Below are 14,363 nucleotides of genomic sequence, written 5' to 3' on the forward strand. Positions count from 1 at the left end.
CGCCCTGTTTGATTATATTGAGGTGTTTTACAATCGCCGTCGCAGGCACTCAACGCTGGGTTATCAAACGCCGGTGGATTATGAAATGGCGGCATAATTAGGTGGGAATAATTTCAGGGACAGATCAGACAAATAATTTCTATCCTTATTAATAACGGGTATTTCAGACTACCGTTTAATAAATATTAGGATGCGTTATGGTTCCCTATTTTATGGTGTATTAAATCGACGATGAACGTATGGCTTAAATCGGCGGCGGCACGCCTGACACCCTGGCTGATTCCGCTACTGCTGATCGCCGTCTGGCAAGGGGCGGTGACGGCCGGCTGGCTGTCCACCCGGATATTGCCGGCGCCCGGCGCGGTGCTGAAAGCGGGCTGGACGCTGGCCTACAGCGGCGAGCTATGGCAACACCTGGCGATCAGCAGCTGGCGGGCGGCGGTGGGGTTCGGCATCGGCGGCGGCATCGGGTTATTGCTGGGATTGATTACCGGACTGTCGCGCTTCGGCGCCTTACTGATCGACAGTACGGTGCAGATGGTGCGTAATGTCCCGCATCTGGCGCTGATCCCGCTGGTGATTCTCTGGTTCGGCATTGATGAATCCGCCAAGATTTTCCTGGTGGCGCTGGGCACCTTTTTCCCTATCTATCTGAACACCTATCACGGCGTGCGGCACGTGGATGCCGGGCTGGTGGAGATGGCGCGTAATTACGGGCTCTCCGGTTTCTCGCTGTTTCGCCAGGTGATCCTTCCCGGCGCGCTGCCGTCCATTCTGGTCGGCGTGCGCTTTGCGCTGGGATTGATGTGGCTGACGCTGATTGTGGCGGAAACCATTTCCGCCAGCTCCGGGATCGGCTATCTGGCGATGAACGCCCGCGAGTTTCTGCAAACCGACGTGGTGGTGATGGCGATTATTCTGTACGCCGTGCTTGGCAAACTGGCCGACGTCGCCGCCCGCCTGCTGGAACGCAGCTGGCTGCGCTGGCATCCCTCGTATCAATCTGCCGGAGGTGCGGCATGAGCGCACGTATTTACGCCGTTAATCAGGGCATTCCGCTGGTTACGCAGCGGCTCGATAAACAGTTTAATCAGCGATCCGTATTGCACAACCTGGACCTGCAGATCCCCGCCGGACAGTTTATCGCGGTGGTCGGGCGCAGCGGCTGCGGCAAGAGCACGCTGCTGCGGCTGCTGGCCGGGCTGGAGAAACCCAGTTCGGGACGGCTGCTGTCGGGCAATCAGCCGCTGCATCAATTGCAGCAGGATATCCGTCTGATGTTTCAGGATGCCAGACTGCTGCCGTGGAAAACGGTGATTGAAAATATCGGCCTCGGCCTGAAGGGCGACTGGAAGCCCAAGGCGCGGGAAGCGCTGGAGGCGGTGGGGCTGTCCGGTCGGGAAAACGACTGGCCGGCGGCGCTCTCCGGCGGGCAGAAACAGCGCGTGGCGCTGGCCAGGGCGCTGATTCATCGCCCGCGTCTGCTGCTGCTTGATGAACCGCTGGGCGCGCTGGATGCGCTGACGCGCATTGAGATGCAGCAGCTGATTGAAAGCCTGTGGCTGGAACAGGGCTTTACCGTGTTGCTGGTGACCCATGACGTCAGCGAAGCGGTCGGCATCGCCGATCGGGTGATCCTTATCGAACAGGGAAATATCGGCCTGGATTTGCAGATCGATCTGCCGCGGCCCCGTCAGCGCGGGCAGGCCCGCCTGGCGGCGCTGGAGCAGGAGATTCTGGAACATATCTTTAATCGCCATGACGAGAAGCGCGCCGGGGACGAGGCGGATAGCGGCCTCAAGTATCACGAGGGGCGGCAATGAGTCAGGAAGCGCTGGTATTAAGCCCGCAGGAGGCGCGTCTTTTACACTCCCAGGATACCCCTCCGCGTGACGACGCGGCCGGTTCGCGCAGAACCGAGCGCATATTGGCCGACATCCTGCAGGGGAAACCCGCCATCGACGTTGAGCGCGCCCGCTATTTCACCGAGTCGATGCGCGCCACCGAAGGGCAATTGCTGATTCTGCGCTGGGCGAAAGCGATGTATCACATCGCGCAGAACATCACCGTGTATATCGACGACGAACAGCTGATCGTCGGCCGCGCCGGTAAACCGGGGCGCTATGGCATTCTCTATCCCGAGCTGGACGGGGATTTTCTCGACGCCGCCATCAGTCAGCTTCCCGCGCGGCGGGAATCGCCGTTTATCATCGATAAGCGGGACGGCGCGGTGATCCGCGAAGAGATCACTCCCTACTGGCAGGGCAAAACCTACCATGAGCATTTATCCCAGGCGCTGCCGGAAGAGACGCTGCGCCTGACTTACGACCCCGCCGATCGCCAGACTTCACGCTTTATCGTCAATGAAACCTCCTCTTTTCGCTCCTCCATTCAATGGGTGCATGATTATGAAAAGGTATTGAAGCGCGGTTTCAAAGGCATCCGGCAGGACGCCGAGCAGCGCCTGGCGCAGCTGGACCCGTTTAATCCGGTCGATAACGTGGAGAAAGCGCCGTTCCTGCAGGCGATTATTATCGCCGCCGACGCCATCGTGCTGTGGGCGCAGCGCCATGCGCGGCTTGCCGCAGCGCTGGCGCAAAAAGAAAACGATCCGCGGCGGCGGCAGGAACTGCTGGAGATCGCCGAACGCTGTGAATGGGTGCCGGAACATCCGGCGCGCGATTTCCGCGATGCGCTGCAGGCGCAGTGGTTTACCCAGCTTTTTTCCCGTCTGGAGCAGAAAACCGGCACCATTATTTCCAACGGCCGTATGGACCAGTATCTTTTCCCTTACTATCAGCGCGACGTAGAGCAGGGGATATTGAATGACGAGCAGGCGCTGGAATGGCTCTCCTGCATGTGGGTTGCCATGGCGCAGTTTGTGGATTTATATATTTCGCCCACCGGCGGCGCCTTTAACGAAGGCTATGCCCACTGGGAGGCGGTGACCATCGGCGGGCAGACGCCGCAGGGCATGGATGCCACCAACCCCTTGTCGCACCTGTTTTTACGCTCCAAACGCGAATTCCCGCTGCATTATCCGGATCTGGCCGCCCGTATTCACAACCGCACGCCGGCGCGTTTCCTGCACGATATCGCGCAGACCATTAAAGAAGGCACCGGCTTTCCCAAATTGATCAATGACGAAGAGGTGGTTCCCTTATTGCTCTCCAAAGGGGCCGGGTTCGAGCAGGCCTATGACTATGCGGTTTCCGGCTGCGCCGAATGCCGGATGCCGAATCTTGATACCTATACCAGCCCCTGCGCCTATATCAATTTCCCGGCGGCGCTGGAAATGACGCTGTATAACGGACGGATGCAACGCTACGGCGCCGAGCCGCTGGGGCTGGAAACCGGCGACCCGCTGGATTTCCCCACGTGGGAGGCGTTCTGGCAGGCCTATCTCCGCCAGCATATCAATTTTCTGCGCCACGCCTTTATTCAGCAAAAGATCATCATCGATTTGCGCGCCAGGCATTTTGCCTGGCCGCTGGGAACGGCGCTGCATGATTTAGCCATGGACGCCTGCAAGGATATTCACCAGCCGGTGATTGAGGGCGGGATTGATTTAGGCTACTTCGAGTTTATGGGCTACGGCACGGTGATTGATTCGCTGGCGGCGATTAAAAAGCTGGTCTACGAAGAGCGGCGCATCTCCATGCGGCAATTGCTGGAGGCGCTGGAAAACAATTTCGAACATCATCAGGTGCTGCGCGCCCTGCTGATGAACGCGCCCAAATACGGCAACAACGATCCCTATGCCGACGATATCGGCAAGGCGCTGGATAAAGTCTGCCTGGAATTCACCCGCCAGTATTCGCAAACCCTGGGGGGGCATCTCGATCTGCGGCTGGTGCCGTTCACCTCCCATGTGCCGTTCGGCAAGGTGGTGCATGCCACGCCAAACGGCCGTAAAGCCTGGATGCCGCTGTCGGACGGCTCCTCGGCGTCTCAGGGATGCGACGCCAAAGGGCCGACGGCGGTGCTGCTGTCGAATTATCAGACCAAAAACTATCAGTTCCGCGAGCGGGCGGCGCGCCTGCTGAATATCAAATTCACCCCGTCCGTGGTCGCCGGGGAGACGGGCACGCGGAAATTATGCGATTTGATCCGCTCCTGGTGCGACCTGAAATTGTGGCACGTGCAATTTAACGTGATCAACCGCGAAACCCTGCTGGCGGCCAAGGCCGATCCGGAACGCTACCGGGGGCTGATTGTGCGCATTGCCGGCTACAGCGCCTATTTCACCGATTTGTCGCCGGATTTACAGGACGATCTGATCGCCCGCACCGGTCATGAAATGTTCTAGGCGCCCGCCGTCGCGGCTGCATTATCCGCCGCCCGATTAGGGTAAATAAACTATGCCGCTTCCCGCTGAACAGCCGACCGGCTGGGTGTTTAATACTCAGCGCTACTCCCTGCATGACGGCGCGGGCATCCGCACCCTGGTGTTTCTCAAAGGCTGCCCGCTGCGCTGCGCGTGGTGCAGTAATCCCGAGTCCCAGCACGGCAGGCCGGAAATCGCCGTTGATGGGCGCAAGTGTCTGGGGCGCGCGGTCTGCGGCCTGTGCGAGCATCAATGCCCGGCGGCGGCGCTGGCTTATACGCCCGCGGGAGAGGTGCAAATCGATCGCCGCCGCTGCTCGAACTGCCTGCAATGCTTCGCTCCTTGCCCGACGCGGGCTTTGCACCACTTCGGCGAGCGCATGACGGTACGCCAGGTGCTGGATATCGTCGAGTCCGACGCGATTTTTTATCTGCGCTCCGGGGGCGGCTTAACGCTGAGCGGCGGCGAGCCGCTGATGCAGGGGGACTTTTCGCTGGCGCTGTTGCGGGAAGCCAGGAAACACCACATCAATACGCTGCTGGAGACCTGCGGGGATGGGAACTGGTCGGTATTGCGCGCGCTGGCCGCTTACACCGACGCCGTCTACTTTGATGTGAAAAGCCTGAACGACCAACGGCACCGCCGCTTTACGCAGCGCGGCAACCGGCGCATTCTGCGCAACCTGCTGCGGCTGCGCCGGGAATTTCCCGACCTGCCCATCCATGTTCGTACCCCGCTGATTGTGGGATTTAACGCCACGCGGGAGGATATCGACCAAATCGTCGATGTCGTGCTGTCGCTGCCGCACGTCAGCTACGAAATCCTGCCTTACCACCGTTTGGGCAGCGACAAATACCGCCTGCTGGGCCGGGACTATTTTCCCGACGAGCAACGGCTTGAGAATAACGCCGCCGCCGATATTATCCGGCATGCCGCCATGCGCTGCGGCGCGCGCTACGGCGTGCCGGCCGGGTGAGCGGGGCCGATTTGCGCCGGGAGGCTGCGCGGTCTTTAAAGATCGCGCGCTGAAGCGGCCAACAGTTTTCTGGCGCTATCTTCATCGGTGACCAGACCGGTAATCCAGCCGCCGCGCAGCACCGCCTGAATGGCGCGGAACTTCTCCTCTCCGCCGGCAAAGGCGATAACCGGTTTTTCGGGATATTGCCTGATGGTGACGCTGGTCAGGCGGTCGTCCATCGCGCTCGGCACCCGCTGGCCGTCGGCGCCGATAAAGTGTCCCACGATCTCCGCCGTCACCCCCGCCGCCGTCAGGCTCTCCACTTCTTCGGTGGTGATAAAACCGTCGTAATGCAGCGGACAGTGATAGTTCATCTGGCCGATGCCGATAAAGGTGACGTCCGCCTGCGCCGCTTTCTCGGTGACCATGCGATAGATGCGGTGATTGCACCACAGCTCTTTATCCGTCAGATTGTCGGCGAATAGCGGCGCCGGCAAAATAAAATATTTGCCCTGGGTTTTCTCCGCCATCCACAGCGGGACGTCGTAACGGGTACAGGAACCGTCCGCGGCGATGGCGCCGATAAGCGATACGCAGCTGTGCTGGGGACGATCGATTTGCGGCAGCTCGTTGATGGTGGAGCGCAGCGCCCGTCCCGAACCCACCGCGATGACCTGCGGGGATTCCCGGTGGATAAACTGCGCCATCAGCTCGGCGCCGGCCACGGCGATCATCCGGTTAAGGCTGGCGCCGTCCATGCCGGCGGAGGGCACCACCAGGCTGGTCGACAGGCGAAAATGGTGGGCCAACCGCTGGGACAAGGCGGTGCAGTCGGCGACCGGATGGGTGATATTGACCCTGACCAGGCCGTGCTCGGAGGCCAGCGCCACCAGCCGCTGGGCCGCCTGGCGGGAAACCCCCAATAGCTCGGCGATCTCATGCTGGGTTTTGCCCGCCACGTAATACATCCAGGCGGCACGCGCGGCGTGATCCAATTTCCTATCGGTTTTACTCATTGGTGGTACTCACTTTTAGCAGTGTTAAAACTATAACCCGCCGGCGACAGGTGGGTAAATCGCTCATTTCCGATATGTGAGCTAAAGCTCATTCATTGAGCTATTCTTCAACTATGCTCTTTTTCCAGGCAATTACTCATTTTGTGAGCTTATGCTCATCATCCTGTTGCGAGGTAATAGATATTATGACCACCTTAGAGCACTTTACCTGGATGCATATCGGCGCCGGTTCATTTCACCGCGCGCATCAGGCCTGGTACCTGCACCGCCTGTTGCTGCAGGGCGATCGGCGCTGGTCGATAGCGCTGGGCAATATTCGCGACGACGCCAATCCGCTGCTGGAGACCCTGGCGCAACAAAATGGAGAATACGTACTGGAAACCGTAACGCCGGCCGGGGAGCGCAGCTATGAAAAAATCACCTCTCTGCGCACCATTATCCCCTGGGACCCGCAGCTGTCGGCGCTGATTGAGCAGGGGGCGGACGCGGCAACGCGGGTGATCTCCTTTACCGTGACCGAAGGCGGCTATTACCTCGACACCCATTTCAGGCTGGATCAATCCAACGCCGACATCCAGGCCGACCTGCAGGGCGGCGTGCGCACCATTTACGGCGCCGTCGCGCATATTCTCCGTACCCGCCGGGCGCGGAACAGCGGCGGGGTCACGCTGCTGAGCTGCGACAATGTGCGCCACAACGGCGAACGTTTTCACGACGGGCTGAGCGAATTTCTGACCCTGCAGGGCGAGGGCGATTTACTGGCCTGGGTGAACGTCCATAGCACCACGCCGAACACCATGGTCGATCGCATTACGCCGCGGCCGTCCGCCGATATCGCCGCCCGCGTCAAAGAAAATCTTGGGGTGGACGACCGGGCGCCGGTGATGGGGGAATCCTTTATTCAGTGGGTGGTGGAGGATAACTTTATCGCCGGGCGCCCGGCGCTGGAAAACGTCGCCGTCGAGATGGTGGATTCGGTGGTGCCCTATGAAGAGGCGAAAATCCGCATCCTCAACGCCAGCCACAGCTGCATCGCCTGGGCCGGCACGCTGATCGGCCAGTCCTATATCCATGAAAGCACCGGCACCGACGCTATCCGCCGGATGGCCTATGACTACGTGACCGAGGATGTGATCCCGTCGCTGACCCCCAGTCCGCTGGATCTCGGCCAATACCGCGACGTGGTGCTGGAAAGATTCGGCAATCCCTATATCCGCGATACCAATCAGCGGGTGGCGGCCGACGGGTTTTCCAAAATTCCGGGATTTATCACCCCGACGCTGATCGAGTGCTACGCCCGCGGCCGGCAGCCCAGGGCCACCGCGGCGCTGCCGGCGCTGTTTTTTATCTTTATGCGCCGCTGGCATGAGGGAACGCTGCCGTACGACTATCAGGACGGCATTCTGGATGAGGCGGCCACCCACGCCATGTTCGCTTCGGCCGACCCCCTCGCCGTCTACGCCCGCGATGAGAAGCTGTTCGGGCCGCTGGCCGCCAAAGAGGAGTTCGAACAGTTGCTGCGCGAGACCGTTGCCCGGCTTGATGCCTGGGCGCGGGCCAATGCGCCGCTGGCCGTCAGCCATTAATTTCACCCTACCTTAACCCAGAGGGAGCGATTATGTATCTCGGTCTTGATTTAGGCACCTCGGAGATAAAAATCGTCATTATCGACGACGCGGGAACGCTGGTCGCCGGCGAAGGCGAAGCGCTGACCGTGCAGCGGCCGCACCCGCAGTGGTCGGAACAGGACCCGGCCCAGTGGTGGGCGGCCGCCAACCGGGCCATCGGCCGGTTACGCGCCCGCCACGGGGATATCTGGCCGGGCATTCGCAGCATCGGCCTGTCCGGGCAGATGCACGGCGCGGTGCTGCTTGACGCCGCCGATCGGGTTCTCCGGCCGGCCATTCTGTGGAATGACACCCGCTGCGCCGCGGAGTGCGACGAACTGACCGCGCGGGCGCCGGAACTGCATCGCATCGCCGGTAATCTGGCGATGCCCGGTTTTACCGCCCCCAAGCTGCTGTGGGTGGCTAAGCACGAACCGCAAACCTTCTCCCGCATCAACACCGTGCTGTTGCCGAAGGATTATCTGCGTCTGATGATGAGCGGCGAGAAAGTCTCCGACATGTCCGATGCGGCGGGAACCCTGTGGCTGGACGTCGCCAAACGGGACTGGTCGGACGCGCTGCTGCAAGCCTGCGGTCTGACGCGTGACCATATGCCCGCGCTGGTGGAGGGCTCCGCGCCTTCCGCCCGCCTGAAGGCGGATGTGGCCCGCGAATGGGGGCTGGCGGAAACGGTCATCATCGCCGGCGGCGGCGGGGATAACGCCGCCAGCGCCGTGGGGATCGGGGCGGTGAACAGCGGCGATGCGTTTATCTCCCTGGGCACCTCCGGGGTGATTTTTGTGGTCAACGAAAGTTTTCGCCCCAATCCGCAGTCGGCGGTGCATGCGTTCTGCCATGCTCTGCCGCAGCGCTGGCACCAGATGAGCGTCATGCTTACCGCCGCCAGCGCGCTGCGCTGGCTGTGCCGCATTTTGCGTACCGACGAACCCACCCTGCTGGCCGAAGTGGCCGAGCTGAGCAGGGACGAGCAGCTGCGGGCGCCGATCTTCCTGCCCTATCTTTCCGGCGAACGCACGCCCCATAACGACTCTATCGCCAGCGGATCCTTCCACGGCATGACGCACTCCACCGAGCGCGCCGCGCTGGCCTACGCGGTGTTGGAGGGCGTCGCCTTCGGCCTGGCTGACGGGCTGGAAGTGATGAAGCAGGCCGGCAGCCGCATCGAACAGTTTTCGCTGATCGGCGGCGGCGCGCGCAGCCCCTGGTGGGCGCAGCTGATTGCCGACGTGATGGATATCCCGGTGGTGACGCACCGGGACGGCGCGGCCGGCGGCGCATTGGGCGCCGCGCGCCTCGGCTGGCTGGCGGCGGGCGGCGATGAGGCGCAGGTGTGCGCCAAACCGGCGATCGATAGCCGGTTTATCGCCGACGCCGAGCGGGCCGAACGGCTGCGCGGCCGTTTGGCCCGTTACCGGCTGTTTTACCGTCAGCAGGTGGAGGCCAGGACAAGGGTTCAATAATTCCCGGCGCGGGCCGGGAAGTACGGCAGCCAGGCCGGCGGCAAATACCATAAGAAGTAGACGGCTTAGCCCTACCTGACGTCTACCCCATCGCAAAAAGAGAAGGAAAGAGACAGATGAAAAAAGTATTAGCGGGTCTTCTTCTGGCCGCAGCAGCAGTAACGGTTTCCGCACATGCCGAAGATAAAATCAAAGTGGGTTTCGCCAACCGCACCCTTAACGGCGCCTTTTTCAACGGGCTGACCGAGTATATGAAGATCCATGCCAAAGAGCGCGGCTACGATCTGATTACCACCGATGCGCGCGGGGATCTGACCAAGCAGATTTCGGACGTTGAAGATATGATTTCCCAGGGGATTAATTATCTGGTGCTGAATCCGCAGGATCCCGAAGCGGGCCTGCGCATTACCCAAATCGCCAAACGCGCGGGCATTCCCACCGTTATTCTCGATAGCGATATTTCCCTGGATGCGCCGGTGATTACCCGCGTTCAGGCCAACAACGCCAGAAACAATATCGCCATCGGCGAATATGCGGTGGAGCAATTCGGCAACAAGCCGATGAACTGCGTGCTGATCAGCGGCAACCAGGGGAATCTGGTGGGCGAGGCCCGGCGCTCCAACTTTATCCGCGGGGTGATGGAAGCCCAGTTGCGCAAATATAACCAGACCAACCTGACCATCGTCAGCCAGGGCTGGGGAAACTGGGACCAGCAGGGCGGCCTGAAAGCCATGGAGGATATCGTCGTCGCCCACGGCAGCAAGATTAACTGCGTCTACAGCGAAATGGATGATATGGCGCTGGGGGCGATACTGTCGTTAAAAGGCGCCAATAAGCTGCAGGAGGTAAAAGTCTTCGCCCACGACGGCTATAAAAGAGGGCTGGAAGCCGTGGAGCGCGGCGACCTGCAGGCGACGGCCGCCAATAACCCCAATACCCTGACGGCCACCGTGCTGGATATTATCGCTAAATACCAGGCGGGCAATAAGGATTTCCCGGATTACGTCTATACCCCCACCGTTCTGATCACCAAAGATAACGTGAAGAAAGTCTACGATCCTGAATCGCTTTTCTAAGTCGCTTCCCCCCTGGCGAACCAGGGGGGCTGAAAATGAGGTATTTTCATGGACCAGTATGCGGTCGTTATCGAGCAGGTTAAAAAAAGTTTTGGCGGCGTCCATGCGCTGAAAAACATTGATTTGAAAGTGAAGAAGGGCAGTATCCACGCCATAGTGGGAGAAAACGGCGCCGGTAAATCCACCCTGATGAAGATTCTGTCCGGCATCTATGTCAAGGACGGCGGAACCATCCATATCAATGGCGAAGAGGTCCACTTCACGTCGCCGAAGCAGAGCCGGGAAAATCATATCGGCATTATCTACCAGGAGCTGGCGCTGGCCCCGGACCTCACCGTGGCGGAAAATATTTTCCTCGGCGATCTCGGCTTCGGCGGCCGGTTGGTCAACTGGAAAAAACTGAACCAGAAGGCCGCCCGGGTACTCTCCAACCTGGGCTTTCATATTCCCCCCACGGCCCGGCTCGGCTCTCTGAGCGTCGCCTACCAGCAAATGGTGGAAATCGCCAAGTCGCTGGCCAGGGACGTAAAGATCCTGATCCTGGACGAACCCTCGGCGGTACTGTCGCACCGGGAGATCGATATCCTGTTCGGCCAGTTAAAGCTGCTGAAAGGCCAGGGGGTGACCATTCTGTATATCTCCCACCGTCTGGAGGAGATATTCGCCATCGCCGACGCGATTACGGTGATCAAGGACGGCGAAACGGTGACCGACCTGGACCCCGCCACCTGCACCGAAGATGACATTATTTCCAGCATGGTGGGGCGTAAATTCGAAAACCTTTATCCGCCGAAAAACATTCCCCGGCAAGAAACCGTGCTTGAGGTCTACGGCATGTCCACCCAGTCGCTGCTGAAAGATATCAATCTCAGCGCCAGAAAAGGCGAAATCGTCGGCCTGGCGGGGCTGGTGGGCTCCGGGCGCACGGAAATTTCCCGCTGTCTGTTCGGCCTGGACCGCATGACCGCCGGGCGGATTGTGAAAAACGGCAGGGAGATCGCCGTGCGCCATCCCGCCGACGCCATGCGCCAGGGTATCGGCCTGGTGCCGGAGAGCCGCAAAGAGCAGGGCGCCATTCTATCCCGGCCCATCCGGGAGAATATGACGTTATCGAATTTAAAACGTGTTTGTTACCGCTTCGGCATTTTAAATTACCGCCGCGAGCGGGAGGTGAGCGAACAGTCGCGTCAGCGGCTGTCGATTAAATTGGGTTCGGTGGAAGATCCTATTTCCAGCCTCAGCGGCGGGAACCAGCAAAAAGTGGTGATCGCCAAATGGCTGGCCACCGAATGCGATCTGCTGATCCTTGACGAACCTACCCGCGGCGTGGATGTCGGCGCCAAGGTGGAAATTTATAACGTGATTCATGAATTAGCCGAAAAGGGCTACGCCATTATTGTGATTTCTTCGGAAATGATCGAGGTCATCTCCCTGGCTCATCGGGTGTATGTGATGAGCGAAGGGACCATCACCGCCGAACTGCACGGCGAGCAGATCACCGAAGAGAACATTATGCGCTTCGCCATACCCAAACGTGCTTTAGCGTAGCTGAGGAAAGATTATGGAAACGATAAAAGACTCGACCAAAAACACGGGTTTCGCATTGCGGAGCAAGACGCTGCATTTTTTTGCCAACAACTCGACGCTGCTGGTGTTTTTCGTCATGTTGATCGTGGCCAATTTTTTATCCGATCGTTTTTACACGCCGGAGAATATTACCAACGTCTTAAGGCAGAGCGTGCCGCTCGGGCTGGCGGCCATCGGCATGCTGTTTGTCATCCTGACCGGCGGCATCGACCTCTCCGTGGGGTCTATTATGGCGCTGGTCTCGGTGGCGGTGGCGCTGCTGATCCCGGAGATCGGTTTGATGCCGGCGATAATCGCCGGCGCCGGTATCGCCACGCTGGTGGGGGCCGCCGCCGGGAGCCTGGTGACCTTTTTCAATATCGCTCCGTTTATCGCCACGCTGGCCATGATGACCATCGCCCGCGGCGTGGCGCTGATCGCCGCCAAGGGACAGCCGATTTTTATTGACGATGTGTCCTATGTGAATTTCGGCACCGGCTACCTGTTGGGATTGCCGCTGCCGGTCTATGTGTTTATCGCTTTTGCGCTGCTGGCGCATTTTGTTTATCGCTACACGGTATTTGGCCGTCTGGTGGTGTCCATCGGCTCCAATGAAACCGCCACCCGCTTTGCCGGCGTCAGGGTGGATTGGTACAAATTCGCCGTCTATGCCCTGAGCGGACTGGCGTGCGGCCTGGCCGGCGTGCTGGCCTCCACCCGTACGGGCGTGGGGTCGCCGGTAATGTCCATCGGCTTTGAACTGGACGTGATCGCCGCGGTGGTGGTGGGCGGCGCCAGCCTGGCGGGAGGACGCGGCACGGTGGTCAATACCATTATCGGCGTGCTGATCCTGAGTATTATTTCCAACCTGATGAATTTAATGAATATTTCCGGCTATAACCAGCAGGTGGTAAAGGGGGTGATCATTATCGTCGCCGTAATGCTGGAGAGCTTTAAATCCCGGGCGCGGGCATAGAGCGGGGCGGGCCGCGGCGCGTGCAGGCTGAGCACGCGCCGGTATCTTCGGCTATATCACTACTGGCGATGCAACTGCCGCCATTTATATGGGGTTAACCCGGTCAGATTTTTCAGCGCCGTCGTGAAATGGCTTTGACTGGAAAAGCCGCAGGTTTCAGCAATGTCATGTAGTGAAAGCGCCGGGTTTTTCAGTAAATCCATCGATTTTTCCGCTCTTAATTTCATGACCCAGCGCAGAGGCGTTTCTCCCGTCTCTTTCTGAAAGTTACGTGAAAAATGCCTGACGCTGAGTCCGGCCGCATCAGCTAAATCATTTAGCGAGATCTCGTCTGCAAGACGACTGAATACATATTCTTTGACGCGCTTCATGCGCCACTGCGGCAGCGCAATCTGCGGATTATCAAGCTGGGTGCCGGCAATAATAAGCAGCTGGGAAATGATGGACATAATAAGGCCATCGGCCAGATAACTATTATTCAATGAACCTGAATTTGCGCACAGCCACAGTCGGTTCATCATTTGCTCAACCAGCGGCTCTTCCCAGGTATCCGAGGTGAGCGGATCGAACATATTTTCTAACGTGGTGGGGCATGCACCACCAAGGATCATTTTTGTCGTTTTGTTCGGGACGGCGAGCACCAAAACGGTGCGTCGTGCGTTAACCTCCCATTCGCTGGTGGTGTTTGAAGGCACAACCAACATCCGTCCCGGCTGCGATATCCGGGTGTAATTACGGTCATTAATACTCCATGACCATCGACAGTTGTGCTCGGTTTTTAGGGGTAAAGCGATAATGGTCTCTTCCAGTGCCGGATCCGTAAAGTTGTGGGCATTTTGTTCAACCAGAATCATCCGGAACGGAAACTTTCCTTTGGATTCACGATGCTGCTGTGAAAAGGAAGAGTAGCCGGATTTTCGGTAGAACTCAGAATAAGTTGACCATGTATCGTTACGCATGAGCTTTAAAACCTCAGTAAAAATATGGATGCCATTGAGTCGATAAAAACTTGAGGCTGATATCCCATCCCCTGGATATAGACAAACCGCATCTCTTTTCTACCCGTACTCTTGCAAGAAGCAAGAATCGTGCCGGGTAAAGCATGCGAGAAAATGGGTAGCGGAGATTTATTTTTCCATAAAGACATAAATTACATAAAAAAGACGCGCCGAGCGGTTTTGGTGAAATTAGCCGGCGCGCCGCGTTGACAGGCATTCCGGAAATTGAATAGGTTGAACCAAGAGGACACACGAAGAGATGATTTTGCAGGCAGGGGTTTTTTATCAAAACATCATGATTACCCGGGAAATAAGTGTGGTTAATCATATGAATTAATTTTTTACAAAGAGAAGTGAA

12 protein-coding genes are annotated in these 14,363 nt (G+C 58.8%); 10 read left to right on the forward strand and 2 right to left on the reverse strand.

The window, feature by feature from the left end; genetic code table 11:
- The 5 genes from MFP24_RS01665 to MFP24_RS01685 all read left to right on the forward strand — a co-directional run.
- Positions 1-97, forward strand: a 97-nt coding sequence (locus tag MFP24_RS01665) for an IS3 family transposase (RefSeq protein WP_249228937.1), incomplete at its 5' end; no start/stop codon positions are given.
- Between the two features lie 134 nt (positions 98-231).
- A complete protein-coding gene (ssuC, locus tag MFP24_RS01670) occupies positions 232-1,023 on the forward strand; it encodes an aliphatic sulfonate ABC transporter permease SsuC (protein WP_249228934.1) in 792 nt (263 codons plus the stop codon).
- A complete protein-coding gene (ssuB, locus tag MFP24_RS01675; RefSeq protein WP_009112174.1) occupies positions 1,020-1,823 on the forward strand; it encodes an aliphatic sulfonates ABC transporter ATP-binding protein in 804 nt (267 codons plus the stop codon). Before ssuC ends, ssuB begins: the two co-directional genes overlap by 4 nt.
- Complete coding sequence (gene hpsG / locus MFP24_RS01680) at positions 1,820-4,309, forward strand: (2S)-3-sulfopropanediol dehydratase (RefSeq protein ID WP_249228933.1); 2,490 nt, start codon at positions 1,820-1,822, stop codon at positions 4,307-4,309. Before ssuB ends, hpsG begins: the two co-directional genes overlap by 4 nt.
- 52 nt (positions 4,310-4,361) lie before the next feature.
- Complete coding sequence (locus MFP24_RS01685; protein ID WP_249228932.1) at positions 4,362-5,303, forward strand: glycyl-radical enzyme activating protein; 942 nt, start codon at positions 4,362-4,364, stop codon at positions 5,301-5,303.
- Positions 5,304-5,338: 35 nt separating this feature from the next.
- On the opposite strand, the gene MFP24_RS01690 is transcribed toward MFP24_RS01685, so the two are convergent.
- Positions 5,339-6,301 (reverse strand): sugar-binding transcriptional regulator, encoded by a 963-nt coding sequence (locus MFP24_RS01690; protein ID WP_249228931.1) that lies wholly within the window; start codon positions 6,299-6,301, stop codon positions 5,339-5,341.
- Positions 6,302-6,486: 185 nt separating this feature from the next.
- Here MFP24_RS01690 and dalD point away from each other — a divergent pair, with 185 nt between their 5' ends.
- The 5 genes from dalD (at position 6,487) to MFP24_RS01715 (ending at position 13,007) form a co-directional block, all read left to right on the forward strand.
- Positions 6,487-7,887: a D-arabinitol 4-dehydrogenase gene (gene dalD, locus MFP24_RS01695; RefSeq protein WP_249228930.1), complete on the forward strand. Its 1,401-nt coding sequence runs from the start codon at positions 6,487-6,489 to the stop codon at positions 7,885-7,887.
- Positions 7,888-7,919: 32 nt separating this feature from the next.
- On the forward strand, positions 7,920-9,389 hold the full coding sequence (gene xylB, locus MFP24_RS01700) for a xylulokinase (protein ID WP_249228929.1): 1,470 nt from the start codon (positions 7,920-7,922) through the stop codon (positions 9,387-9,389).
- Positions 9,390-9,505: 116 nt separating this feature from the next.
- Complete coding sequence (locus tag MFP24_RS01705; RefSeq protein ID WP_249228928.1) at positions 9,506-10,465, forward strand: substrate-binding domain-containing protein; 960 nt, start codon at positions 9,506-9,508, stop codon at positions 10,463-10,465.
- 48 nt (positions 10,466-10,513) lie between these two features.
- Complete coding sequence (locus MFP24_RS01710) at positions 10,514-12,013, forward strand: sugar ABC transporter ATP-binding protein (RefSeq protein WP_249228927.1); 1,500 nt, start codon at positions 10,514-10,516, stop codon at positions 12,011-12,013.
- Positions 12,014-12,128: 115 nt separating this feature from the next.
- On the forward strand, positions 12,129-13,007 hold the full coding sequence (locus MFP24_RS01715; RefSeq protein ID WP_249228936.1) for an ABC transporter permease: 879 nt from the start codon (positions 12,129-12,131) through the stop codon (positions 13,005-13,007).
- 59 nt (positions 13,008-13,066) lie between these two features.
- Here the strand turns inward: MFP24_RS01715 and MFP24_RS01720 are convergent, their stop codons facing one another.
- Positions 13,067-13,966 carry a helix-turn-helix domain-containing protein gene (locus tag MFP24_RS01720; RefSeq protein WP_249228926.1) on the reverse strand — a complete coding sequence of 300 codons (900 nt, stop codon included), beginning with the start codon at positions 13,964-13,966 and terminating at the stop codon, positions 13,067-13,069.
- Positions 13,967-14,363: the final 397 nt, after the last annotated feature.

The organism is Brenneria tiliae, assembly GCF_023347575.1.
GTDB classification, from domain to species: Bacteria; Pseudomonadota; Gammaproteobacteria; order Enterobacterales; family Enterobacteriaceae; genus Brenneria; species Brenneria corticis.